28 protein-coding genes, 1 tRNA gene and 2 pseudogenes are annotated in these 25332 nt (G+C 37.8%); 14 read left to right on the forward strand and 17 right to left on the reverse strand.

Going from position 1 to position 25332, the window contains the following annotated elements:
* Positions 1–2: 2 nt before the first annotated feature.
* The 4 genes and pseudogenes from P6280_RS03615 to P6280_RS03630 all read left to right on the forward strand — a co-directional run bounded on the left by P6280_RS03615 (position 3) and on the right by P6280_RS03630 (position 3614).
* Complete coding sequence (locus P6280_RS03615) at positions 3–572, forward strand: restriction endonuclease (RefSeq protein ID WP_283237027.1); 570 nt, start codon at positions 3–5, stop codon at positions 570–572.
* Between the two features lie 110 nt (positions 573–682).
* Positions 683–1866 (forward strand): annotated as a pseudogene (locus P6280_RS03620) (ATP/GTP phosphatase).
* Positions 1859–2545, forward strand: a complete 687-nt coding sequence (locus P6280_RS03625) for a DUF3226 domain-containing protein (RefSeq protein WP_283237028.1) — start codon at positions 1859–1861, stop codon at positions 2543–2545. Before P6280_RS03620 ends, P6280_RS03625 begins: the two are co-directional and overlap by 8 nt.
* A gap of 73 nt (positions 2546–2618) precedes the next feature.
* Positions 2619–3614 carry a HoxN/HupN/NixA family nickel/cobalt transporter gene (locus P6280_RS03630; protein WP_000780448.1) on the forward strand — a complete coding sequence of 332 codons (996 nt, stop codon included), beginning with the start codon at positions 2619–2621 and terminating at the stop codon, positions 3612–3614.
* Between the two features lie 3 nt (positions 3615–3617).
* Here P6280_RS03630 and P6280_RS03635 read toward each other — a convergent pair whose 3' ends face one another.
* A complete protein-coding gene (locus tag P6280_RS03635; protein ID WP_180408705.1) occupies positions 3618–4133 on the reverse strand; it encodes a flagellar FLiS export co-chaperone in 516 nt (171 codons plus the stop codon).
* Between the two features lie 131 nt (positions 4134–4264).
* Between P6280_RS03635 and csd4 the strand changes: the two genes are divergently transcribed.
* Positions 4265–5575, forward strand: coding sequence for a DL-carboxypeptidase Csd4 (csd4, locus tag P6280_RS03640; protein ID WP_033582497.1), 1311 nt, complete (start codon positions 4265–4267; stop codon positions 5573–5575).
* 83 nt (positions 5576–5658) lie between these two features.
* On the forward strand, positions 5659–5847 hold the full coding sequence (locus P6280_RS03645) for a hypothetical protein (protein ID WP_283237029.1): 189 nt from the start codon (positions 5659–5661) through the stop codon (positions 5845–5847).
* Positions 5848–6348: 501 nt separating this feature from the next.
* Here P6280_RS03645 and copP read toward each other — a convergent pair.
* The 7 genes and pseudogenes from copP to P6280_RS03680 all read right to left on the reverse strand — a co-directional run bounded on the left by copP (position 6349) and on the right by P6280_RS03680 (position 13007).
* Complete coding sequence (gene copP / locus P6280_RS03650) at positions 6349–6549, reverse strand: copper-binding metallochaperone CopP (RefSeq protein WP_057112122.1); 201 nt, start codon at positions 6547–6549, stop codon at positions 6349–6351.
* Positions 6550–8775, reverse strand: coding sequence for a copper-translocating P-type ATPase CopA (gene copA / locus P6280_RS03655; RefSeq protein WP_283237030.1), 2226 nt, complete (start codon positions 8773–8775; stop codon positions 6550–6552).
* Positions 8772–9485, reverse strand: a complete 714-nt coding sequence (gene pssA / locus P6280_RS03660; RefSeq protein ID WP_001122213.1) for a CDP-diacylglycerol--serine O-phosphatidyltransferase — start codon at positions 9483–9485, stop codon at positions 8772–8774. Before pssA ends, copA begins: the two co-directional genes overlap by 4 nt.
* A pseudogene (locus P6280_RS03665) lies at positions 9475–9733 on the reverse strand (hypothetical protein). The gene pssA and the pseudogene P6280_RS03665 overlap by 11 nt, the downstream one beginning before the upstream one ends.
* A 2-nt stretch (positions 9734–9735) precedes the next feature.
* A complete protein-coding gene (gene ftsH, locus P6280_RS03670) occupies positions 9736–11634 on the reverse strand; it encodes an ATP-dependent zinc metalloprotease FtsH (protein WP_000805281.1) in 1899 nt (632 codons plus the stop codon).
* Between the two features lie 8 nt (positions 11635–11642).
* Positions 11643–12620: a 50S ribosomal protein L11 methyltransferase gene (gene prmA, locus P6280_RS03675; protein ID WP_283237457.1), complete on the reverse strand. Its 978-nt coding sequence runs from the start codon at positions 12618–12620 to the stop codon at positions 11643–11645.
* 12 nt (positions 12621–12632) lie between these two features.
* Positions 12633–13007, reverse strand: coding sequence for a chemotaxis response regulator CheY (locus tag P6280_RS03680; protein ID WP_000772153.1), 375 nt, complete (start codon positions 13005–13007; stop codon positions 12633–12635).
* A 290-nt stretch (positions 13008–13297) separates the two neighbouring features.
* Between P6280_RS03680 and P6280_RS03685 the strand changes: the two genes are divergently transcribed.
* Entirely contained in the window at positions 13298–13900 is a 603-nt protein-coding gene (locus tag P6280_RS03685; protein WP_000291636.1) for an outer membrane protein, read from the forward strand.
* Between the two features lies 1 nt (position 13901).
* Here the strand turns inward: P6280_RS03685 and P6280_RS03690 are convergent.
* The 9 genes from P6280_RS03690 to panB all read right to left on the reverse strand — a co-directional run bounded on the left by P6280_RS03690 (position 13902) and on the right by panB (position 19358).
* Positions 13902–13989, reverse strand: a tRNA-Ser gene (locus tag P6280_RS03690).
* Between the two features lie 42 nt (positions 13990–14031).
* Entirely contained in the window at positions 14032–14439 is a 408-nt protein-coding gene (locus P6280_RS03695; RefSeq protein WP_121018006.1) for a hypothetical protein, read from the reverse strand.
* 2 nt (positions 14440–14441) lie between these two features.
* On the reverse strand, positions 14442–14684 hold the full coding sequence (locus P6280_RS03700) for a PP0621 family protein (protein WP_172413410.1): 243 nt from the start codon (positions 14682–14684) through the stop codon (positions 14442–14444).
* Entirely contained in the window at positions 14678–15214 is a 537-nt protein-coding gene (gene rsmG, locus P6280_RS03705; RefSeq protein ID WP_001068807.1) for a 16S rRNA (guanine(527)-N(7))-methyltransferase RsmG, read from the reverse strand. The genes P6280_RS03700 and rsmG overlap by 7 nt, the downstream gene beginning before the upstream one ends.
* The gene (gene queA / locus P6280_RS03710) at positions 15211–16248 is read right to left on the reverse strand and encodes a tRNA preQ1(34) S-adenosylmethionine ribosyltransferase-isomerase QueA (protein ID WP_283237031.1); all 1038 of its coding nucleotides are present in this window, start codon (positions 16246–16248) and stop codon (positions 15211–15213) included. Before queA ends, rsmG begins: the two co-directional genes overlap by 4 nt.
* A 3-nt stretch (positions 16249–16251) precedes the next feature.
* Complete coding sequence (tatC, locus tag P6280_RS03715; RefSeq protein ID WP_180401655.1) at positions 16252–16998, reverse strand: twin-arginine translocase subunit TatC; 747 nt, start codon at positions 16996–16998, stop codon at positions 16252–16254.
* Positions 16991–17467 (reverse strand): Sec-independent protein translocase protein TatB, encoded by a 477-nt coding sequence (tatB, locus tag P6280_RS03720; protein WP_154436653.1) that lies wholly within the window; start codon positions 17465–17467, stop codon positions 16991–16993. Before tatB ends, tatC begins: the two co-directional genes overlap by 8 nt.
* 67 nt (positions 17468–17534) lie before the next feature.
* Entirely contained in the window at positions 17535–18545 is a 1011-nt protein-coding gene (gene ruvB, locus P6280_RS03725; RefSeq protein WP_000664522.1) for a Holliday junction branch migration DNA helicase RuvB, read from the reverse strand.
* Positions 18546–19358 carry a 3-methyl-2-oxobutanoate hydroxymethyltransferase gene (panB, locus tag P6280_RS03730; protein WP_283237032.1) on the reverse strand — a complete coding sequence of 271 codons (813 nt, stop codon included), beginning with the start codon at positions 19356–19358 and terminating at the stop codon, positions 18546–18548.
* A gap of 148 nt (positions 19359–19506) precedes the next feature.
* On the opposite strand from panB, the gene P6280_RS03735 reads away from it, so the two are divergent.
* The 7 genes from P6280_RS03735 to P6280_RS03765 are packed head-to-tail and all read left to right on the forward strand — an operon-like array spanning position 19507 to position 25321.
* Positions 19507–20229 carry a hypothetical protein gene (locus P6280_RS03735; RefSeq protein WP_000523341.1) on the forward strand — a complete coding sequence of 241 codons (723 nt, stop codon included), beginning with the start codon at positions 19507–19509 and terminating at the stop codon, positions 20227–20229.
* Positions 20219–21073 carry an outer membrane beta-barrel protein gene (locus tag P6280_RS03740; RefSeq protein WP_283237033.1) on the forward strand — a complete coding sequence of 285 codons (855 nt, stop codon included), beginning with the start codon at positions 20219–20221 and terminating at the stop codon, positions 21071–21073. The genes P6280_RS03735 and P6280_RS03740 overlap by 11 nt, the downstream gene beginning before the upstream one ends.
* A gap of 8 nt (positions 21074–21081) precedes the next feature.
* Entirely contained in the window at positions 21082–22020 is a 939-nt protein-coding gene (locus tag P6280_RS03745; RefSeq protein ID WP_283237034.1) for an outer membrane beta-barrel protein, read from the forward strand.
* A gap of 9 nt (positions 22021–22029) precedes the next feature.
* The gene (locus P6280_RS03750) at positions 22030–23352 is read left to right on the forward strand and encodes a M23 family metallopeptidase (protein ID WP_283237035.1); all 1323 of its coding nucleotides are present in this window, start codon (positions 22030–22032) and stop codon (positions 23350–23352) included.
* Between the two features lie 2 nt (positions 23353–23354).
* Positions 23355–23942 carry a septum site-determining protein MinC gene (minC, locus tag P6280_RS03755; RefSeq protein ID WP_000921025.1) on the forward strand — a complete coding sequence of 196 codons (588 nt, stop codon included), beginning with the start codon at positions 23355–23357 and terminating at the stop codon, positions 23940–23942.
* Entirely contained in the window at positions 23939–24826 is an 888-nt protein-coding gene (gene lpxC / locus P6280_RS03760) for a UDP-3-O-acyl-N-acetylglucosamine deacetylase (RefSeq protein ID WP_283237036.1), read from the forward strand. Before minC ends, lpxC begins: the two co-directional genes overlap by 4 nt.
* 21 nt (positions 24827–24847) lie before the next feature.
* Positions 24848–25321 (forward strand): tRNA threonylcarbamoyladenosine biosynthesis protein TsaB, encoded by a 474-nt coding sequence (locus P6280_RS03765; RefSeq protein ID WP_057112106.1) that lies wholly within the window; start codon positions 24848–24850, stop codon positions 25319–25321.
* The last annotated feature ends 11 nt before the right edge of the window (positions 25322–25332 follow it).

Below are 25332 nucleotides of genomic sequence, written 5' to 3' on the forward strand. Positions count from 1 at the left end.
GCATGAAAAAGATTGTATTTTTTATTTTTGTCATTTTGTTTTCGGTAGGGATTTATTTAGCGTGGCATGTTTTATTGGAAAAAGCCCTAGAATTGAAATTAGCAACCTCAGCTAACGATTTGCTTTTAAAATTGTTAGCGCTTCTTGGCGTTTTTTCAATGTTAGTGCTTTTTCAAGGCGTTATTTCTTCGTATAAAAAGCGCCAACTCAAACGCGCTTTACAAAAAATAGACGCCATGAACGGCTTTGAATTTGAAGAATACGCCAAAATCTTTTTCACTTCAAAGGGTTTTGAAGTGAGCATCACGCAAAAAAGCGGCGATTATGGAGCGGATTTGATTGCAGAAAAAGACGGCATCAAGTGGGCGGTTCAGGCCAAACGCTACTCGCATAAAGTTTCGCCCAAAGCTATTCAGGAGGTGGTCTCTTCTAAAGCTTACTACGCTTGCGAAAAAGCTTGCGTGATCACCAACAGCTATTTCACGCAAGCCGCTCAAAAACTAGCTCAAGCTAACGAAGTGATTTTGATTGACAGAGACGAATGGGTTAGGTTTTTGGGTGGAAAGAGATGAACCGATCTCATCAGATCGTTTGCCCTCAAGTTCTTTTAAAATTTTGTCGTAATTGCATGTGTTATAATACAAGAATTTAGTGCAAATTTCTGCTTAGATAAAGGGGTTCAATGATTCAGTCTGTTCGCATCAAAAACTTTAAGAATTTTAAGGACACCACAATTGATGGTTTTACCAAGCTTAATATTATCACTGGTGAAAACAATGCGGGAAAGTCTAATTTGTTAGAGGCGTTATATTGTTTAGTGGGAAAATCCATGCACCCATGCGCCAATATATTAGAAATTTATGACGATATACGCAAAGAGCCTTTAACAATAGAATCAAAAAACTTGATGTTTTATGCTTTAGACACAAAGAAAGAAATACAAATTGTTACAACTTTAGATAACAATCAGACCTTGGACTTGCAAATAAAATTCATAGCCAGTGAATATCAAAATACAATAGAGTCGCAAATAATACCCACAGCAGAACAAGCGCAAGCATTCTCACAACTTAAGTTCATTTTTAAAAAAGGTGAAGAAGAAATCTATAACGATTATTTAAAGATCGCTAGAATTCCCAATTTCCCACCAATTCCTAATCAATCAAGCTACAACAGGCAATTTAATAATTTCAAACCTAATCTATCACGGAAGCTTTTACCCTTTGAAAGCGCTACCATCATAACCCCTAGCGATGTTGCTCGCAAGCGAAATGTTATAAATCCTAATGCTATCCATATTATGGATCCCAATGTTATTCAAGCAGTGGGTAAGGTTCTTGATGACAATCAACTAGAAAAAAGGCTGAATCAAAGCCTTAACCAATTTGATAAAAACATTCAAGCTATTAGATTTAATGCTAACAACCAACTCAAATTAGAGGTGAAAAATATAAAAGAAAAAGTCCCCCTATCTATGTTTGGCGATGGTTTGATGAAGTATTTGCATATTGTGAGCGCTTTTATTGCCAATAACGCAACAACGATCTATATTGACGAAGTGGAAAATGGCTTGCATTTTTCTTGCATGAGGTTATTGTTAGAAAAGATTATTAATTTTATTAAAAAAACAAAGATCGTAATTTGCAAGTGTTTATGACTACCCACAGCCAAGAATTTGTAGAAATTTTAGACCAAGTTATCAAAGAAAAAAAATTTACCAATCAGACTAAATTGTTTTGCTTAGAAAAAAGCAGCAGTTCAATCGTTGCAGAGCCTTATTATGGAGAAAATCTATCTCTTTATTTCAAAAATCATGCCAATCTTTTTGGAGGTAAAGAAAGATTTAAGGAAAATAATTATGAGTAAAAAGATACTTATTTATACAGAAGGAAAAAGCGATAGAAACTTTCTGGGTTGGTATCTTAATTTTTTGGAATGCAAGAATCATTTTGAATGCAAGAATCATTTTGATGTGTTTGATATAGAAGGTAAAGATAAGCTAATTTCAGATGAATTTCTGGAAAAGATTGACAAAATTTTAAATAATAAACATAAAACATATAAACAAGTGTGTATTATTTTTGATGCAGACAAGAAAGAGAGCCAAGAAAGTGATGCTGGTTTTGATAATAAGCTTGAGCATATTTGTAAAGAACTCAAAGAAAAAAGGATTGATTTTCCAAGAGAACAAATTTTTTTATTCCCTAACAATCAAGATGATGGCGATTTAGAAACCCTATTATTAGAGATTGCTAACCACAAAGAGTTCATAAATTGTTTTGAAAGCTATTTAGATTGTATTAAAAAGAAAGAACATTACAAACCGATTAAAAACATCAGAAAAAATATGCTGTATGCCTATTTAGAAGCGCTTGGATTAGAGGATCTATATACCAAAAAAAATATTTTTGATACAGAAGGTAAAGTAAAGGATCAATATAAAGGAGACTATGAGAAACTACAAGGAGTGATTGGTTTTGACTCAAAATCTCTCGTTCCCCTTAAAAATTTTTTAGAAAGATCTGTAGAAAATAATCAAAAATAAATCCTAAAATTTTCTAATTTAACAAAATATATTAAAATTACCCAAAAAGTATTATTTTCTTAAAAGGTGTGCTATGAAATTGTGGTTTCCTTATTTTTTAGCGATTGTGTTCTTGCATGCATTAGGTTTAGCGTTGCTCTTTATGGCCAATAACGCTTCGTTTTATGCGGCGGCTTCTATGGCTTACATGCTAGGGGCAAAGCATGCCTTTGATGCGGATCACATCGCTTGCATAGACAACACCATTAGAAAGCTCACCCAACAAGGCAAAAACGCCTATGGTGTGGGTTTTTACTTTTCTATGGGGCATTCAAGCGTGGTGATTTTAATGACCATCATCAGCGCGTTTGCGATCGCTTGGGCTAAAGAGCATACGCCGATGCTAGAAGAAATAGGGGGGGTAGTGGGGACTTTAGTTTCTGGGCTTTTTTTGCTCATTATAGGGCTATTGAATGCTATTATTCTAGTGGATTTACTAAAAATCTTCAAAAAATCGCATTCTAATGAAAGCCTAAGCCAGCAACAAAATGAAGAGATTGAGCGGCTTTTAACGAGTAGGGGCTTACTCAACCGCTTTTTTAAACCCTTGTTTAATTTCATCTCCAAGTCGTGGCATATTTATCCTATCGGGTTTCTTTTTGGATTAGGTTTTGATACCGCTAGTGAAATCGCGCTTTTGGCTCTCTCTAGCAGTGCGATTAAAGTGAGTGTGGTGGGCATGCTCTCTTTACCCATTCTTTTTGCCGCTGGCATGAGTTTGTTTGACACTTTAGATGGGGCGTTCATGCTTAAGGCGTATGATTGGGCGTTTAAAACCCCTTTAAGAAAAATCTATTACAATATCTCCATCACGGCCTTAAGCGTGTTTATCGCGCTTTTTATCGGGTTGATTGAGCTTTTTCAAGTCGTTAGCGAGAAACTCCATTTAAAATTTGAAAACCGCCTTTTAAACGCCTTACAAAGCCTGGAATTTACAGACTTGGGCTATTACTTGGTGGGCTTATTTGTAATAGCGTTTTTAGGCTCATTCTTTTTATGGAAAATCAAGTTTTCTAAACTAGAGGGCTAAAATTTAAGCTCTCAAATTATCGCTTAATAAATCTTTAAGGCTTTTATTTGAAAAACTTGGCATAAAGGCTTTAGGGTTTGAAAGGCTTTCGCTCAAATAACCTAATAATTCCTTAATTTCGTTTAATTTTTCTTCCAAATAAGCTTGAAATTCGCCCGCATTTTCCAATAAATCCAACGGATTATCCACAACCATGGAAAAAATTTCATCATTGATTGCAATGTTGAGCTGAGTGTCAAACAAAGGGGAGGCTAAAAACTGGCAATTTTCTACAATTTCTCGCAATTCCTGTTTAATGATAGAAGCTTGCAAAGCGTCTTTATCTTCTAATCCCATGCTCTTATTAAAAAGCTTTTTGCAAGCGATTTGCAAGACTTGTAACGCTCCAACGCTCTCGTTTATATTTTTCATGTCCCTACTGAATTTGGCGATTTGTTGGGATTTTTCTACCGCATTGGTTTTAAAATCGCTTGTTTCAACATCGCCCAAATGCTTTTGAAGAGTTTTTAAAATATCCATAAAAAACCTTTAAATAGAATTAACTATTCATAAGCATTTTTCGTTCCTTTTTATGAGAACTTTAAAAACATCCTTAAAAAGGTTTTTAGGTATAATTAGCGATCTTTTAGTTTCAATAGTAGAGAGATTGGATGAAAAAAATATGGCTTTTAGTGTGGGGCTTGTATTCGTTTTTGCATGCGATAGAAACGATAGAAAAAGTCCCTACAAATGTAGAGGATAAAGACAAAGCCCCCCATTTGTTGCTTTTAGCAGGGATTCAAGGCGATGAGCCTGGAGGGTTTAATGCGGCTAATTTGTTTTTGATGCACTATAGCGTTTTAAAAGGCCTGGTTGAAGTGGTTCCGGTATTGAATAAGCCTTCCATGTTGAGAAATCATAGGGGCTTGTATGGAGATATGAACCGCAAATTTGCCGCTTTAGACAAGAATGACCCTGAATACCCCACTATCCAAGAAATCAAATCCTTGATTGCAAAACCCAATATAGATGCCGTCTTGCATTTGCATGATGGCGGTGGGTATTATCGCCCTATTTATGTTGATGCGATGCTCAATCCTAAGCGCTGGGGGAATTGCTTTATTATTGATCAAGATGAGGTTAAGGGGGCGAAATTCCCTAACTTGCTTGCTTTTGCAAACAATACGATTGAGAGCATCAACGCCCATTTATTGCACCCCATTGAAGAGTATCATTTAAAAAACACGCGCACCGCGCAAGGCGATACAGAAATGCAAAAAGCCCTAACTTTTTATGCGATCAATCAAAAAAAGAGCGCTTTTGCCAATGAAGCCAGCAAAGAACTCCCTTTAGCATCAAGGGTGTTTTACCATTTGCAAGCCATTGAGGGCTTACTCAACCAACTCAATATCCCTTTTAAGCGCGATTTTGAGCTTAACCCTAGCAGCGTGCATGCCCTAATCAATAATAAAAGCTTGTGGGCAAAAATCAGCTCTCTGCCTAAAATGCCCCTTTTTAACTTGCGCCCCAAACTCAACCATTTCCCCTTACCCCACAACACTAAAATCCCACAAATCCCCATAGAGAGCAACGCTTACATTGTGGGGCTAGTCAAAAATAAACAAGAAGTGTTTTTGAAATACGGCAACAAGCTCATGACACGACTATCGCCCTTTTATATAGAGTTTGATCATTCTTTAGAAGAAGTGAAAATGCAAATTGACAATAAGGATCAAATGGTTAAAATAGGGAGCGTGGTTGAAGTGAAAGAGAGTTTTTATATCCATGCTATGGACAATATCCGCGCGAATGTGATTGGCTTTAGCGTTTCTAATGAAAGCAAGCCTAATGAAGCGGGCTATACGATTAAATTTAAAGATTTTCAAAAACGCTTTTCATTAGACAAGCAAGAAAGGATCTATCGCATAGAATTTTATAAAAACAACGCGTTTAGTGGCATGATTTTAGTGAAATTTGTGTAGAATGGATAAGACTTACCAAAAGAGTTCATAGCGTTTTAAGGCAACGCCTGATATAATATCATAGTCGCAAATAAAGGATAGTTATGCTAGACATTAGAAATCTTTATTTATCATTACCTAATTTAACAGAGAGGCTGTGTAAAATAAGCAGAAGACTTTATATCATGCGTTCATCTTATTCTTTTTTAGCAAGGGAACATCGTATTTTAGAAAGAATGCATGAGATAATCCAAAAAGGGCATGGATGGCTTAATACAGCGATTAGACAATGACTTAAAAGATGATGACTCTCGTATTCTTGTCCCTATTGGACACATAAAGGGCTTATTGCTTGGCAATATGAAACCTGATTGATCTATGCGTATTGTTTGTTAAAATCTTTGAACTCATTCGTTCGCAATTCAAAAGCAATCTATCTCGCAACTCCCTTTCTTTTATGGGTGGTGTGATTAGCGGCTTGAAAAAATTGAAATGAGAAAAGGAAAATACGATAATTTCTTTCTCTTATGGTTATGATAGATCGCAATTGAAGGGCGTAAAAACACCCAAACAAAGCATTAATAGACAACAACCCTTTTGAATGCTGCGGTCTTTAAAACTATCTTTATATCACACCACCTTTATTATCAATCCGCTACTTCTATATCACACCACTTCTATATCACACTACCTCTGTATCACACTACCTCTGTATCACACTACCTCTGTATCACACTACCTCTGTATCACACTACCTCTGTATCACACTACCTCTGTATCACACTACCTCTGTATCACACTACCTCTTGCCCAGCATCTAATAAGGCTTCTTTAATCAAATCCTGTGTCGCTGGAGCGTCAAATTCTACAACCACGCTCTTTTTTTCCACGCTCACATCAATAAAGCTCACGCCTTCAATTTCGCCCACAAATTTTTCAATTTTATCCACGCAATGGTCGCAAGTAATGCTTGGCACTTGAAAAGTTGCTTTCATTCAATGATCCTTAATTTTAAAATTCCTTAGCCTTTGGGAGTTTAAGACCACACTCACAGAGCTTAAGCTCATCGCTAAACCCGCAATCGCTGGGCTTAACATGATATTAGCCTTATAAAGAACCCCACAAGCTAAAGGGATAAACACGCTATTATAACAAAAAGCCCAAAACAAATTTTCTTTGATATTCTTAATGGTCGCCTGGCTTAATTGGATCGCACTATAAACCGATTTAATATCGTTATTAAAGCTCACAATATCCGCTGCTTGCACGCTCACATCACTCCCCTTAGCCATCACCACCGCCACATCGCTCATCGCAAGACTAGGAGCGTCATTCAAGCCATCGCCCACCATCATAACGATCTGCCCTTTTTCTTTAAGTTCTTTAATCTTATTGAGCTTGTCTTGTGGTTTAGCGTTGCTGATATAGCCATCAATCCCTAATTCAAGCGCGCATTTTTTGACATTTTCCCTATTGTCCCCACTTAAAAGAAGGATGTTAATGCCTAAATTTTTGATTTGAGCGATATGTTCTTTCACGCCTTTTTTGGGCAAATCTTCTAAAACAAACACCCCTAAAAGCTCGTCTTCTTTTTCACTAATCACTCTGCCCACAAACACTAAAATCCCGTTTTCTTTAATTTCTAGCGTGTTAATAGGGTTAAAAAACTCGCTGTTACCTACTTTAATGCTCTCTTTAGCACCTTGATAATCCGTTTTAGCGCTAATGCCAAAACCCGTTTTCACTTTAACCTCGCTCATTTCTTTTAAGGGAGCGTTACGCTCTTTTGCGTATTCTACAATCCCTTTAGCAATGACATGTTCGCTGCTTTTTTCAATACTGCCCGCTAAACTCAATAACTCTAATAATTCTATCTTAGAATGAACGCTTTTAACGACAGGCTTGCCGTTAGTGAGCGTGCCGGTTTTATCAAAAACGATCGTATTAACTAGCCTTGCTTTTTCTAAACTTTTAGCGTCTTTAAAAAATAATCCTAAAGAACTCGCTTTTTGGTTCGCTACTAAAATGCTCATAGGCGTAGCCAGCCCTAAAGCGCAAGGGCAAGAAATCACTAAAACCGATACAAACACTTCTAAAGCGATTCCAAAATTCCACCAAAAATCAGGCTTAGGCGCGATGATGAGCCACACCACAAATGCTAAAATAGCAATAGTTATCACGCTTGGCACAAACACGCTTGAAACCTTATCCGCTAAGCGAGAAATCTCTGCCTTTGAGCTTTGAGCGTTATGGATCATTTCTATAATTTGAGATAAGGTGCTGTTTTTGTTATTTTGCGTGGCTTTCATTAAAAAGCTCGTGTGGCTATTGAATGTCCCTGAAAAGACTTTATCGCCGACTTTTTTATAAACCGGCAACGCTTCGCCGCTTAACATGCTCTCATCTAATTCCCCTTCGCCCTCTATGATTTCACCATCCACTGCAATAGCGCTTCCAGGGAGGACTTTCAAAATATCCCCCACCACAATGCTATCCACTAAAACTTCAATCTGTTGGTTATTTTGCATTTTAAGGGCGGTTTTGGGGGCGTTTTTCATCAAGGCTTGCATAGCGTCTAATGCTTTGTCTTTAGAAACATTTTCAATGCGTTTGCCCACCATCACAAACATTAAAATCACGCACACGCTCTCAAAATAATAATGCCCATAAGACCACTGGTTTGTATAAACCAAATACAATGGCCACAGGCTTGAAATTAAGGCAGCGCTTGTGCCTATGGCGATAAGGCTACTCATGTTGGGCTGTCTGTGCCATAAGGCTTTAAACCCTTGAATGTAAAAATCTCTCCCCAAATGCATGACAATGAGCGCGCCTATAAGCTGTAAGCAAGCGTTTAAAAAATTACTATGATTATCAATCGTAAGCAAACTTTCAGGTAAAAGGCTAGGACTAAGCATCGCTCCCATAGAAAGATACACCACAAAAAGCGTGAAAACAACCGCCAACGCTAATTTAACATTAGGGCTAAAAAATCCTTTTTTTTCTTTTGCTAGAGTTTTTTTAGGACTATAGCCTAGCTTTTCAATGAGCTTGAAAATTTCGTCTAAATTGGTTTGGTTTTCGTCAAATTCAATGTTAGCACTCTTATTTAAAAGGCTCACTTCTATTTTTTTCACAAAACTCTTACGCCCTAAAGAGCGTTCAATCCCACTAGAACACGCCGTGCAAGTCATTCCCTCTATATAAAAAGATTCTTTCATGCGCTCTTATTTTTATTAAAAATAATTTTTACCATTAAAAAAAGCCACCGAATGATTCCATAAATCAAATACAACCCCATAAACACGCTTAAAGCTTCTAAAGGGCGCACAAACACTAACGATAAAAAAATCAACACTAAGATGAAAAGCTTGAGATTCCATTTGACTTTTTTAAAATTAGGGTAGCGGATATTGCTCACCATAAGCACCCCCAATAAGACAATGAAGCCTAAAAATAACTTTTCTGTATTTCCTTCTAAAAAATGGTATTTGTTATCCAATAACACGCAAAGCACCACCAATACCGCCGCAGCAGGAATAGGGATACCGATGAAAGAATAGGGGTCGCTTGTGTTGGTGCTGATATTGAATCGCGCCAATCGTATCGCTCCAAAAATCACAAACAACGCGCTCACCGCCATGCCTATGCGCCCAAAGTTATACCCCACATAAAAGTAAGTGATTAAGCTTGGGGCCACCCCAAAAGCGACCACATCAGCCAGAGAGTCAAATTCTATACCAAATTTGCTAGTGGTGTTGGTAAGCCTTGCGACACGCCCATCAAGCCCGTCTAATATAAGGCTCGCTACCACTAACCAGCATGCCATGACAAATTGATAACTGGAAGCGTAAAAAATACTCATCATGCCTAAGAAAATACTGCTAGCGGTGAAAAGATTAGGGAAAAGATAGAGAGGGTTAATAGGCATTAGAAACTCTTTTTAACTTGTCTTTTAGAAAGAATAGGAATAAAAACGATTTTAAAATCCATTATTGAGATAAAAATCTCACAAGCGTTAAAAAACTTACAAGAAAAGAGCGTTAGAGAAAACGCTTTATAACGCTGTTGATAAGCATGAGTTTTTAGAAAACAAAATCTAAAAAAAAGCTTTAAACAAACAGAATGTTTATAATAAGGCTTTAAACCCTTATCAAAAATCCGTTTGTAAGCTCGCACTCTTAACTCGCTTGCTCTTCTAAAGGAATCAAACGGCTTTCTAAATTGTTGGCAACTTCGTATTCGCTGATGATTTCACGCACCCTTTCGCCTGTAATGACTTCTTTGTCAAACAATTCTTTGACCATGATTTCAATCGCTTCTCTATAGTCGCTTAAGGTTTGTTTGACATGCTTATAGCGTTCTTCTAGCAGGTTTTTAATGAAAAGATCCATTTCTTCTGCGGTCTTTTCGCTAAATTCCCTACTGCTTCCATAACCACCTCCTAAAAAGGCGTTCCGTTGTTTTTCTAACACCATAAGCCCACTGACACTGCTCATGCCGTAGTAACTCACCATGCCTTTAATAATATCAGTCGCTCTTTCTAAATCGTTGCTCGCACCGGTAGAAATTTCTTCCAAAAAGACATCTTCAGCCGCCCTCCCACCTAAAAGCACATCAATTTCAGCGATGAGTTCGTGTTTTTGCATCAAGTATTTGTTTTCTTCAGGCGTGTTAAGGGTGTAGCCTAAAGCCGCCATGCCTCTTGGAATGATAGAAACTTTATTCACCCTAGCGCTCCCTTTAGTCATTTCAGAAATCACGGCATGCCCACTTTCATGGTAGGCGACGATTTTCTTTTCTTTAGGACTGATGCGCCTACTTTTCTTTTCTAACCCTGCAATCCCTCTTTCAACCGCTTCTTTTAAATGCTGTTGCCTGACTTCTTTTTGGTTGTTTCTTCCTGCTAAAAGCGCGGCTTCATTGATGATATTCGCTAAATCCGCTCCTGCAAGCCCTGCGGTGAGTTTGGCGACTTCTTGCAAATTCACATCATTAGCGAGTTTCACGCCTTTAATATGCACTTTTAAGATTTCTACCCTGCCATTAAAATCAGGCTTATCCACTAAAACCTGCCTGTCAAAGCGCCCTGGACGCATTAAAGCTGGGTCTAAGATTTCAGGGCGGTTCGTTGCGGCTAAGACAATCACAGGCGCGTTTTCGCTCCCAAAGCCATCCATTTCGGCTAAGAGCTGGTTTAAGGTCTGCTCTCTTTCATCGTTCCCGCTCACCACGCCTCCAGCCGCTCGGCTCTTACCTATGGCATCAATTTCATCAATAAAAATGATGCTAGGGGCTTGTTTTTTAGCGGTTTCAAACAAATCCCTAACCCTGCTTGCCCCTAAGCCCACAAACATTTCAATGAAACTGCTCCCTCCCATAGAGAAAAATGGCACATGCGCTTCGCCGGCTACCGCTTTTGCTAAAAGGGTTTTACCGGTTCCTGGAGGCCCTACTAATAACACGCCTTTAGGGATTTTAGCCCCTAAATTGGCGTATCGTTCGGGGTATTTTAAGAAATCTACGATTTCTACCACTTCTTCTTTGGCTTCTTCATTGCCTGCCATGTCATTAAAACGCACATTGGGTTTTTCAGCGTTGATGAGTTTTTTCGCACTCCCCATGCCAAAAATACCCCCACCCATATTTTTTTGCATGCGGTTTGCCATAAACATCCATAGCCCTAAAATCACTAAAATAGGCATGAGCCACCCTAACATGTCCGTAAAAAAGTTAGACTCGCTAAAACCAGAATAATTGATTTTTTTTTCGTCTAACAAAGGCACTAAGGTCAAATCAGGTACTCGTTTAGCGATATAAATCACACGATTGTTACCCTCTTTATGGCTAGCTTTGATCAAAGTTTGACCGATACTCACATTTTCCACTTCATTATTGCTGATGAGCTGTTTGATTTCATGGTAGCTCACATTTTTGGTGCTAGAAGCTAAGAAATTGTCCGAAAAACTGCCATCAGAATTGAAAGAGCGTAGGAAAAAGATGAGTAAAATCCCTCCAAGAACCGCAAGGATAATGGGACTTTGAAAAAAAGGTTTTTTAGGTTCGTTTGTTGGTTTCATTATAATCCTTAATTTATTGATTGTTTTTTAAGCAATTTTAGAGCGACCCATTCGTTACGCTGTCGTTGCTCTAAAACCTCAAATCCATTATAATAGATCTGTAAAACAGAGTTTAAATGGGTTTCTAAAATCCCTGATAAAATAAGAGTGTGGTTACAAAGCCGCACAAATTCACTATACAAACTCTTAATCACATCAGCGACAATGTTCGCCACAATAATATCAAAACACCCTTTAATTTTTTGCGTAGATCCATGAATGACTTTATCTTGCGCTAATAGGGGTATTTGATTCAAACTAAAATTTTTTAGGGTTTCTTCAACGGCTAAACTATCCGTATCGCAAGCGCTTAAAGCGCTAACGCCTTGTTTTTTTAAGGCGATGCTTAAAATCCCGCTCCCACAGCCCACATCTAAAGCGTTTTTGCGTTTTAAATCAAGGTTAGAGAGCAATTCCAAACACATAGAAGTGCTTTCATGATGGCCTGATCCAAAGGCAAGAGCCGGATCAATCATTATGCTATCATCTGTAGCGATATGGCTTGGTTTTTGATGCCAACTAGGGTGTATGTAAAACTTGGTGCATTGCACCGGCAAAATAGCTTGTTTGTAGGCTTCTAGCCAGTCTTTTGAAGCCAGATTGCGTGAAAGATAGAAAAAATCAAACCCACTTTGCAGATTTTGTTGCAAGCTCAAACAAAACGCTTCTAATGCTGGAATGAGCGAGTCGTTCAAATCCTTTTGAGAGCGTAAAATAACGAAATTTTTGAGGTGTGGGGGTTTTTCTTTTAAATTTTCTTTTAAAGGGTCATGAGTGGTGAAATAATGCCAACTGGATTGGCTTATAAATTCAATAGTCTCTTTATCGTCAAACGCTTTTAAATTTTCCAGGCTTGATTCTTCTAAGGCTAGATGCGTGGTGTCTAAAAGAAAGCTCTCAAAAAGCTCTTGCTCCTTAGGGAAGATAAAGAAAAACTCATAATACATTAGCTTTAACACTCAATCGTTTGTCCCTAAAACAACCTCTAATTTTTCTTTCAAAACCTGGGGGGTAAAAGGCTTCACAATGTAGTTATTCACGCCCGCTTTCAAAGCCGTAATGACCTCAGCCTTACCGCCTTCTGTGGTAATCATAATGATAGGGATTTCTTTAAACCGCTCATCCGCACGCACCTTTATAACGAGATCCAAGCCGTTCATTTCAGGCATGTTCCAATCTGTAATAAGCACCTTAGTGTCCGCATTAGCGTTTAGTTTCTCCCAAGCTTCCACTCCATGCTCAGCTTCTAAAACATCTTCATAGCCTAAGCGTGAAAGTGTGTTTTTAATAATTCTTCTCATAGTTGAGCTATCATCTACTACCAGTAGTTTCAAAGTGCTTCTCCTTTTAAGATTGCATTTAAATTAGGCTCTTTTTAAACAGCCAAAGCGTCTCTAACGCCTTATAATAATAAACCATTCCAAATAATAGCATGTTTTGATTAAAATTACCTTGACCGACAATAATCATTGGCTAAATGGAGCGTTCAATGAGCGTTCTTATTTGTAAAAAAATTTAGTTTGTTTGCTATGATAATCGTTTAAAAATAATAAAATAACTCTTTGAGGGCGATAAAGGGTCATTGGATGGTTTGAAAAAAGAAAGACAAGGATTTTACAAGTAAGTGTATTATTTAAGAATTTTAATACTGAGTATAAGTTTTTTAAATATTTTAAATGCTGAAAATTTGAGTTATATGTCTTCTTCTTATCAAATAGGCACGGTGTTTATGCGCCCTTTAAACACCAACAAGCTTTTACAAGGGGCTTCAATCCTTCAAGGCTATGAAGTGAATCCTAAAAACGATTGGGCTTATTCTAGGTATTATTTCTTTATAGATTATGGTAATGTGCTTTTTAATAATGACTCTACTTTACAGGCGAACATGTTCACTTATGGGGTGGGAGGGGATTTTATGGTCGCCTACGCTAAAAACCCTATCAACCGCTGGGCTTTTTTCTTTGGCTTGCAACTGGCCGCTAACACATGGATACTCAACAATAAAGTCAAAGATTTGGTGGTGAATACTTGGGATTCATTAAAAGATTTCAATTTTCATAACACTTATTTCAGGGCTATCGGGAAATTTGGGGTGCAGTTTCGCACGATCGTTTTGTATCATAAGGTGGATGTGGAAATTGGCATGAAAATCTTTCTAACCCCTGAAAGGCGTAGCTTGTTTGAAAGGAGTTTTTTGTTTTTTGTTTCGCATTCGTGGCATTTTTAAATGGCGGAGAGAGAGGGATTCGAACCCTCGAAGGCTTGCACCTTACACGCGTTCCAGGCGTGCTCCTTCAACCGCTCGGACATCTCCCCTTAAAAAGGGTTTATTATAACTGAGATTTGTTTAAAAAGGGCTTATTTTAAAAGGAGTGAATCCTTAGAAATAACGCCATCAATCTGACTTTTAGCGCAAATTTCCCACAACTCTGTATCGTTTAAATCCATAGAAAACAAAATTTTGCTATCTAATAAGTAATTAGTGGCGTGTTGTTGGGCGAGTGTAGCTTGCTTAATATCCTTAAAAATACAATAGAGCGGTTTGAAAGCGTTGAATAAAAAAAAGGTGTCTGTTTCTATTTTGTGCGATAAAAAGATCACGCCAAAATGGACGCTATTTTCACAGCAATATTTGGCTAATTCCAAATTTTTTGGGTTTGCTTCAAAACACACTATATCGTTATTGGCGCTAGAATGGATGCCATCGGTGTTTTTAATGAAAATAAAACGATCGCTAGGGATTAAAGGGTGTCCTAAAATAAGCATATTTATCCTTTATTATTCAAACAAGTTTCACTGCAATACGCCACTGCTCCGCTATAAATAGCGTCTTTGCTAGAAACATAGGTTTGGCATTTAGAGCATACAATCATGTGATCTTCTAATTCTTTAGGGGTTTGTTGCGTATAAGAGTGGCTGTCTTTATGGTTGCCTTTAAGGGGTTTTTGCCTCAAAAACAAACGCCATAAAACCCACACAATAATGAGTAGGGGGATTAAAATTCTTAACATAAACTTTCCTTTGATTTGTAAAAATAAATACGCTTTTGATGCATAAAGCATTCAGTGTCTTTACAAGCGATTTCATCTTTTAACTGCTCGCCTTTATAGAATAAAAAATACCCCTTATCTTTTAGGAAGCGTTGGCTTTTTTCTATCAAAAAAGAAGAGCTAGCGACCGCTCTAGAAGTGATTAAATCCACTTGTAAAAGATTTTGATAATCTTCTAAACGCTTTTTAACAATTTCAATATTTTTTAAAGGCAAAACGCTTTTAAGGTAGCTTAAAAAAGCCGCTCTTTTTATTCTTGGCTCTAAAAGAATGAATTTGACTTCAGGTTTTTCAAGGGCTAAAGGGATAGCAGGAAGTCCCGCTCCGCTTCCAATATCCAAACAACTTTTAAAATCTTTGATAAATTCTAAAGGTTTTAGAGCGTCTGTGATCTGGGGTTCTAACTCGCTTAAATGTTTCGCGCCGCTCAAGTTGTGCGTCTGGTTCCATTCTAAAAGGATGCGCGCATAGTCTTGCAATAAGGGGTTCATAAAATCAGCATCCCATCGCCATAAGAATAAAAACGATACTTTTTTTCTATGGCTATTTGATAGATTTCTTTGGTTTTTTCTAAGCCTACCATCGCGCTTACAAGCATTAAAAGGCTTGATTTGGGCAAATGGAAATTAGTGAGCAAATGATTAACATGCAAAATAGGATTAGCAAGATGCAAGAATATATCGCATTCAAACGCCTCTTGATTAGGGTTTTCTAATCGCTTAAAGTATTCCACGCTCCTTAAAGCGGTCGTGCCGATGCATAAAACCTCTTGGGATTTTTGCAAAATTTCTTGACTCTTTTTAGGAATGCGTAACACTTCTGTATGGATTTGATGCTCTCTAATATCCTTAGTTTCTACGCCAAGAAAAGTCCCAGCCCCCACATGCAAGGTTAAAAAAGCGTGCTTGAAATCTTTCAATAATTTTTCTAAGGTATTTTGAGAAAAATGCAATGACGCTGTAGGGGCAGCCACCGCACCCATGTGTTTAGCGAACACGCTCTGGTATTCATGCGTATCCAAACTTTCATCCGCTCTTTTAATATAAGGGGGTAGGGGCATATGCCCGTATTGCTCTAAAAGTTTTAAGATATTCGCTTGATTTAAGGGGGTTTTATTGTCATAAAAAGCGATCAAGCGCTGGCCGTTATGAAGCAATTCCAAAACTTCAGCGTGATAATTTGCATCAAAAAAGATTTTGTCCCCCACTCTGATCTTACCCTTGATTTGAGTTAGAGCGGTATTGTTTTTAAAAAAGCGGTGGAAAAACACTTCGGTTGTTTTTGATGGCAAAAAGGCATGCTTAGAACCAAAAAGCCTGGCCTTAATCACTTTAGTGTCGTTCAACACCACAAGGGCGTTTTTAGGGAAAAAATCTAAAACATGCTCAAAAGTGGTGTGCGTGATTTTTTGCGAACGCCTTTCATATACGAGTAATTTAGCCTTTTCTTTGGGCAAAATGGGGTAGTTGGCGATCAATTCTTTAGGCAAATCATAATCATAGCTTTCTAAATCAAATTCTTTCAACTATCACTCGCTCTTTGTATTTTCTTTGGCGTTATTTTCGCTATCTTCTTCGTTGTCATTGGGGGCCGGATTGACCATTTTGGCGATCAAAATAGAAAGCCCATAAAGCCCCACTAAGGGCAACGCCATAAAGATTTGACTCACCACATCAGGGGGAGTGATAATGGCTGCTACAATAAAAATCACTACAATAGCGTATTTAAAATACGCTTTCAAGCTCGCATCGGTAATCAAGCCCACTTTAGCCAAAAAATACGCCAAAACAGGCAATTCAAATGCCACGCCAAAGCCTAAAATCAAGCGCGTGAAAAAGCTCACATAACTGGACGCAGAAATATTAGCCGCAAACACATCGCTCCCAAAAGTGGCTAAGTATTCAATGATGAAAGGGAACACCACATAATAAGAAAACGCCGCCCCAATTAAAAACATGCCACTCCCAAAAAACACAAAAGGCAAAATCACTTTTTTTTCATTCTTGTAAAGCCCTGGAGCGATAAAGAGCCATAATTGCCAAAAAATAATGGGCATGGAAATGACGATAGCGGCTGAAAAACTGATTTTAACCGCTACCATGACCCCTTCAATAGGGGAGAGCTGAATGAGCGTACCTTTATAAGAATTTTTAACAAATTCAAAAATATTTTTCCAAAAATGAAAGCACCCCAAAAACGCCACTAGAATCGTTCCTACAGAAACCATCAAACGCTTTCTTAATTCCTGTAAATGCGGTTTTAAATCTTCAAACATGCTCTTTTTCTTTGTCGTGTTCTTTGGTGTTGTTAGCTAATTTGACTTCTTTAGGAGATTCATCGCTTGAAACCTCTTTATTTAGGGCTTCTTCATTGGAAACTTCTTCGTTTAAATGGTTAGGGGTTGTGTTGGTTTCTAAACTGCGTTGATAATCTTGCATCAAATCCTGAATGCTTTTAATCTCATTTTCTGCAGTTACTTTAGCGTCTTCTAATTCTTCAATCTTAACGCCCTTAAGACTCTCCACTTTGTTTTCAAAGAGCTTTTGATACTCTAGGGTTTCTTTTTTGATTTCTTCAATATTGATTTCTTTATCTAAAGTGTCCTTAGCGTCATTGAGCGTTTTTTTAACCGCACGGAAAAACTTCACCATATCCACGACAGCTTGGGGGAATTTTTCTGGCCCTAAAAAAATAATCGCTACAACCAACACCACAAGGATTTCAAAAAAGCCCATGCCAAACATAATAATCTACTTTTACACCCTTTAAAATTTTATCGTTATTGTAGTGTAATTTTCTTTCTAAACAAGATTAAAATAAAGTTTGAGGGTTTAAAGTGGGGATTTTTAAAAGCGCGTGGGTTTTAGGCGTGGCGATTCTGCCTTTAGCGGTGCGCTCTAAATAACCATTAGCGAGTAAAAAAGGCTCAATCACATCTTCAATCGTGCCTTCATCTTCTCTCATAGATGCTGCAATCGTGTTCAAACCCACCGGTCGTCCTTGAGCGTTAGCCAACAAAGACAAATACGCCAAATCCGCTTCATCAAAGCCTAATTCATTCACGCCTAACTCATTCAAAGCATGCAAAGTGATGTTTAAATCCATCAAGCTTGAATTTTTGACTAACGCAAAATCGCGCACCCTTTTTAAAAGCCTTAAAGCGATCCTTGGCGTGCCTCTACTCCTTTTAGCGATTTCATCAGCGCTTTCTTCTTTGATGTCTTGGTTGAGTTTAGCGGCGGCTTTTTTGATGATAAGGGCTAGTTCGCTAGGGCTATAAAATTGCATTCTAAAGCTCATGCCAAATCGGTCTCTTAAGGGGTTAGAGAGCATTCCGGCTCTGGTGGTAGCGCCGATGAGGGTGAAAGGGGGCAAATCAATTTTAATGGTTTGAGCCGCTGGGCCTGAGCCTATGATAATATCCAGCCTGAAATCTTCCATAGCCGGGTATAAAACCTCTTCAATCGCTGGGCTAAGCCGGTGGATTTCATCAATAAAAAGAATGTCTTTAGCTTGCAAATTCGTCAAAATGGCGGCCAAATCACCGCTTTTTTCTATCATGGGAGCGGCGGTGATTTTGATATTGGTTTCCATTTCTTTAGCGATGATATGGCTTATTGAAGTTTTACCCAAACCGGGCGGGCCAAAAAAGAGCATGTGATCCAAACTTTCTTGGCGTTTTTTAGCCGCGCAAATAGAAACTTGCAAGTTGCTTTTAATCTTTTCTTGACCGATATAATCTTCCCAAAGATTAGGGCGCAAACTCACTTCTTGGGAAGTTTCAAAATCCAAAGTTTCTAAATTGACTATCCGTTCTTTCATTTAATGATAACTTTCTAGCTCGTTAGGGAAGTTTCCCTTTTTCACATCATCAGCGTATTGCTTGATAGCGTTTTGAACCAATTCTTTCCCCTTAAGGTATTCTCGCACGAATTTAGGCTTAAAACTATCAAAAAAGCCTAACATATCGCTCCACACTAAAATCTGCCCGTCGCAATCTTTACCGCTCCCTATGCCGATCGTGGGGATTTTGATTGTTTGCGTGATTTTTTGAGCGATAGGGGTGGTTATACCCTCTAAAACCAACAAACCCGCCCCGGCTTCTTCTAAACTCAAGGCGTCTTCTAAAAGCTTTTTTTGTTGCTCTTCATTTTTGCCCTTAATCTTATAACCTCCATCAAGACGCACGAATTGGGGCATTAAGCCGATATGTCCTACCACAATAACGCCATCATCAGTGAGCGTTTTAACCAGTTTCGCTTTTTCTTTCCCCCCCTCTAGTTTGATCGCGCTCGCTTGGGTTTCTTTATAAACTCTAATGGCGTTTTTTAGGGCTGTTTTTTCATCTTTATAGCTTCCAAAGGGCATGTCTGTAATGATAAAAGGAGTCTTAGCGCCCGCGCACACGGCTTTGGTGTGATAGAGCATCATTCCCACACTCGCATTTAAAGTGTCGTTTTGATTGAAAAAACTCATATTCAAACTATCGCCCACTAAAATCACATCCACTAGCGGATCAAATATTTGAGCAAATAGCGCATCATAAGCGGTGATGGCGATGATTTTTTCTTGATTTTTTTTAGCTTGGAGGTGGTTGAGAGTGATTTTTTTAATTGGGGCGGTTTGCATGCTCATTGAAAAATCCTAAGTGTTAAATATAGTGGCATTGTAGCATGACTTTATTAGGGTGGGTAAAATTTCACTCAATTTTAACCGGTCATTTTAATTATTTTAGTATAATTGAAAGAAACTTTTAACAAACAATTCAAGGGATTTGGCGATTTTGGGTCTTAAAAAATATGTTATTTTATGGTTTTTAATGGGGTTTTATGCGGGATTGAACGCGCTTGATTATGACACCCTAGATCCAAAATACTATAAGTATATCAAGTATTATAAAGCCTATGAAGATAAAGAAGTTGAAGAATTGATCAAAGACTTAAAAAGGGCGAACGCTAAAAGCGGGCTTATTTTAGGGATCAATACTGGGTTTTTTTACAACCATGAAATCATGGTTAGAACTAATAGTTCTAGCATCACGGGGAATATTTTAAATTATTTGTTCGCTTATGGCTTGCGTTTTGGCTATCAAACTTTCAGGCCGTCATTTTTTGCACGCTTGGTCAAGCCAAATATCATTGGCAGGCGCATTTATATCCAATACTATGGAGGAGCCCCTAAAAAAGCGGGCTTTGGGAGTGTGGGGTTTCAATCGGTTATGCTGAATGGGGATTTTTTATTGGACATTCCCTTACCTTTTGTGGGGAAATACCTTTATATGGGGGGTTATATGGGTTTAGGTTTAGGGGTTGTAGCGCATGGGGTGAATTACACGGCGGAATGGGGGATGTCTTTTAATGCGGGTTTGGCTCTAACGGTATTAGAAAAAAACCGCATTGAATTTGAATTTAAAATTTTAAATAATTTCCCTTTTTTGCAATCTAATTCTTCAAAAGAGACTTGGTGGGGAGCTATAGCAAGCATTGGGTATCAATATGTGTTCTAAAAAAATAAGAAATTTCATTTTGTGCTTTGGTTTTATTTTAGGCTTGAATGCTGAAGAAAATACGGCTCAAGAGAATATGACTGAAGAAAATACCCCCAAAGACGCTCCCATTCTTTTGGAAGAAAAACGCGCCCAAACGCTAGAATTTGAAGAAAACAAGGAAGTTAAAAAAAAGATTGATGAAAAAAGCCTGCTTGAAGAAATCCATAAGAAAAAACGCCAGCTTTACATGCTCAAAGGGGAATTGCATGAAAAAAATGAATCCATCTTATTCCAACAAATGGCTAAAAATAAGAGCGGTTTTTTTATAGGCGTCATTCTTGGCGATATAGGGATTAACGCTCATCCTAATGCCCGATCTTATGAAAGCTTTGAACCTTCAAGCAATATTCAAGCTTCTCCTTTGTTGTATGGCTTAAGGAGCGGGTATCAAAAGTATTTTGCTAACGGGATTAGCGCCTTACGCTTTTATGGGGAATATTTAGGAGGGGCGATGAAAGGGTTTAAAAGCGATTCTTTAGCTTCTTATCAAACCGCAAGCTTGAATATTGATCTGTTGATGGATAAGCCTATTGACAAAGAAAAAAGGTTTGCGTTAGGGATATTTGGAGGCGTTGGAGTGGGGTGGAATGGGATGTATCAAAATTTAAAAGAGATTAAAGGGTATTCACAGCCTAACGCTTTTGGGTTAGTGTTAAATTTAGGGGTGAGCATGACGCTTAACCTCAAACACCGCTTTGAATTAGCCTTAAAAATGCCCCCCTTAAAAGAAACTTCGCAAACCTTTTTATATTATTTTAAAAGCACTAATATTTATTATATTAGTTACAACTATTTATTGTAAAGGCTAAAATGTTGAAATTTAAATATTGTTTGATTTATATCGCACTCATACTAGGACTTCAAGCGGCAGATTATGACAATTTAGAAGAAGAAAACCAACAATTAGACGAAAAAATAAACCATTTAAAGCAACAGCTCACCGAAAAAGGGGTTTCGCCCAAAGAGATAAATAAGGATAAGTTTGAAGAAGAATATATTGATCGATCTTATCCTAAAATTTCCTCCAAGAAAAAAGAGAAATTGCTCAAATCTTTTTCCATAGCTAATGATAGAAGTGGGGTTTTTTTAGGGGGTGGGTATGCTTATGGGGAACTTAACTTGTCTTATCAAGGGGAAATGTTAGACAGATATGGCGCAAATGCCCCTAGCGCGTTTAAAAACAATATCAATATTAACGCTCCTGTTTCTATGATTAGCGTTAAATTCGGGTATCAAAAATACTTTGTGCCTTATTTTGGGACACGATTTTATGGGGATTTATTGCTTGGGGGTGGGGCGTTAAAAGAGAATGCACTCAAACAAGGCTCGTTTATTTATGTTTTAGGGGCTATGAATACGGATTTATTATTTGATATGCCTTTAGATTTTAAAACTAAAAAGCATTTTTTAGGCGTTTATGCGGGTTTTGGGATAGGGCTTATGCTCTATCAAGACAAGCCTAATCAAAACGGGAGAGATTTGGTAGTGGGGGGCTATTCAAGCCCTAATTTTTTATGGAAATCTTTGATTGAAGTGGATTACACTTTTAATGTGGGCGTGAGTTTAACGCTTTATAGGAAACACCGCTTAGAGATTGGCACAAAATTACCGATTAGCTATTTGAGAATGGGAGTGGAAGAGGGAGCGATTTATCAAAATAAAGAAGATGATGAGCGTTTGTTGGTTTCGGCTAACAACCAGTTCAAGCGATCCAGTTTTTTATTAGTGAATTATGCGTTTATTTTTTAAGGCTTGATTTTGGAGTTAAGGTTTAAAATTTTAGCGTTAGTCGTTTTAATTTTAGGGGGTTATTTGATCTTTAACGCTTTAATCACAAAACCTAAAGCTTTAAGTTTTAGTTTAATTAGCAAAGAGGGTGCGCTTGATGGCAATGATGGAGCGCTTTTTTGGGATTTAAAAAAACCCATTAAGATTAAAATAGTAGCCCCAAAGGGCATCAAACGCTATGAATTAAAAGTAACCACACAAGATGATTTGATCTTATACAAAAAAGAAAGTCTAGTATTGGATAAACCCAAGTCTTTAGAAGTGCCTTTGATCAAGCCTGAAATCATGGGGCTAGAAGACAAGTGTCTTTTGTATGAAATTCAAGCTAATGATTGGAGTTATGCTAATTTTTTCAATGGCAATAAGGCGTCTTTCAAACAAGAAGTGTGTGTTGATACGATAAAACCCTCCATTACTATTTTATCTCGATCCCCAAGCATCGCTTATGGAGGGAGCGCGATAGTCGTCTTTGAAGCTTTGGATAAGAATTTGTCTCAAGCGTTTGTGCGCGTCAAAAAAAAGGATTTTGAAGCTTTCAGGCTTTTAGAATTCAAACAGCGTAATGTTTTTATCGCTCTAGTGCCTTGGTCTTATAAAAATAAGGATTTTAAAGCGTTCATTGTCGCTAAAGATAAAGCCTATAACTCTAATACCACCCCATTATTATTCAAGCGAAAAACCCATCGTTTGAGGGAAAAAGATATAGACTTAAGTGCCTTAAAAGATAAGATTGCAAAGCAAGAAAAATTCCAAAACGACACTGAACAAACTTTATTGGAAAGATTTTCCAACGCGCGCCCAAAAGATTTGGAAAAAATCCACAAGATCACTTTAGAGCAAGGGGATTTTTATAAGGATTTTTCTCATTTTCAAGCGCTAAAACCCTTGAGTGGGCCTTTTAAAATGGTAAGCAATTTTTTAGAAAATCGGCGTATCTTAAGGGATAATCAGGTGTTGTTCCAATTCTTGCATTTAGGGGTGGATTTGATACCTGGCAAGGATTTATCTTTAGCGTTTGATTCATCGGTGAAGAGGGTTTTTAAGGGGGAGTTAGATTTTTATGGTAATAGTTTAATCCATTGTTATGGGCTGGGTTTGTGCGTTTTTTTGGCTCATTTAAAAGATGATAAAAGCGTGGGGAGTAGTGGTTTGAAATTAGGGAATGGGTTGCATTTAGGGATGCTTTTGCAAGGGGTTTTTGTCCGGCCCAATGAATGGCTTAATGAGCAATGGATAAAAACCAATATCATCGCCCCCATAGAGCAAGCCAAGCGGCTTTTAATGAAAGGATAGTCATGTTAAAAACGAATCAAAAAAATGTGCATGCGTTTGAAATTGAAAAGCAAGAGCCTGAAGCGGTCATAGGATTTTTAGAAAAAAACCATGCCCTTTTGCAGTATTTTCTTATTATATTTAAATATGATATTGAACCAGAAGTCAAAGCCATTTTGCACAAACACCAGCTTTTGTTTTTAGAAACCAATCGCCCTTTAAACGGGCGTCATATCAAAACCATGTCTATAAAAGAAGAAACCAATCATCCAACACCCAATCATTCTAAAACAGAACCTAAAACAACGATTTATGAGCGCCATATCAGGAGTGGGGAAGAGATTTATAGCGCTAACCACCTTATTTTTTTGGGCAATATCCACAATGGAGCCAAGATTATTTCAGAAGGCTGTGTGTCGGTTTATGGGGTTTGTGAAGGGGCGATTGTGTGCTTTGGAGAGTGCTTGATTTTGAAAGAAGTCAAGAGCGCTCAAATCGTTTTTCAAAATAAAATTTTATCTCTAAAAGAGGTTGAACGGCTTTTGGTAAATAAAAATATTAAAATAATCACTAAAAATGACGATATACTAGACATAAAGGAAGTATTATGAAACAAACAACCATTAACCACTCTGTGGAATTAGTAGGGATAGGCTTACACAAGGGCGTTCCTGTGAAGCTTGTTTTAGAGCCTTTAGAAGAAAATCAAGGCATTGTTTTTTACCGCTCTGATTTGGGCGTGAAGCTCCCCTTAAAACCTGAAAACATCGTGGATACCAAAATGGCAACCGTGTTGGGTAAGGATAATACTAGAATTTCTACGATTGAGCATTTGCTTTCAGCTGTCCATGCGTATGGTATTGACAACCTTAAGATCTCTGTGGATAACGAAGAAATCCCTATCATGGATGGGAGTGCTTTGGCTTATTGCATGCTTTTAGATGAAGCAGGGATTAAAGAACTAGACGCTCCTAAAAAGGTGATGGAAATCAAGCAAGTCGTTGAGGTTAGAGAGAGTGATAAGTTTGTTAAAATTGAGCCAGACAGCCAGCTTTCTTTGAATTTCACGATTGATTTTAACCATCCGGTTATCGCCAAGCAGGCTCATCATTTTGTCTTTAGTAAAACCGCTTACAAAGAGCAAGTCGCTAAAGCTCGCACCTTTGGGTTTTTGCAAGAAGTGAACTACTTGCGATCCATTGGTTTGGCTAAAGGGGGGAGTTTGAATAATTGCATCGTGCTGGATGAAAACAGCATTTTGAATAAAGAGGGTTTGAGGTGCGAAAAGGAATTCGTGTGTCATAAGATTTTAGACGCTATGGGGGATCTAATGGTTTTGGGCATGCCTGTGATGGGCAAATACACTTCTTTTTCAGGGAGTCATAAGCTCAATTCCATGTTGGTTAAAGCCATTTTAGCGGACGCTAAAAATTACGAAGTTTTGATCGCTACAGATCCGGCTAAAGAATTTGCGTTGCAAAAGGCTTTCGCTTAATCCTGAATTAGGGTTTATTTTTTGGAATTGGATTTAGTGCTTATCTCTTTGGGCGAGAAGGTCTTGCTTGGGGTGTATCAAAACGATTTTTTATGCACTTCTTACACTTCTAAAGCAAAAACAAGCGAGGCTTTAGTAGAAGTTTTTTCGCAATTATTTGAAGATTTTAAAAACCCTACTTTACCGGCGATTAAAGGGGTTTATTACGCTAAAGGGCCAGGGAGTTTCACTAGCCTAAAGCTCACGCATGTTTTCTTACACACTTTGGCTTTAATTCATGACTTTGAACTCTATTCCACCACAGGCTTTGATTTTAACGGCAACACGCCCATTTTAGCGTATGCCAATAAATACTTTGTTTCAAAAGAAATGGAAAGCTTGAGCGATTTTAAAGATTTGAAAATCGCACCAAAAGATTTCATGCTGCCCTCTTTTTTAGAGAAAGACAAATTCACCCAATTGAACACGCCGTTTTACATTTTGCCTCCTATTTAGTGTATAATGCT

The organism is Helicobacter sp. 219-2, from assembly GCF_030053225.1.
GTDB lineage: Bacteria > Campylobacterota > Campylobacteria > Campylobacterales > Helicobacteraceae > Helicobacter > Helicobacter pylori_C.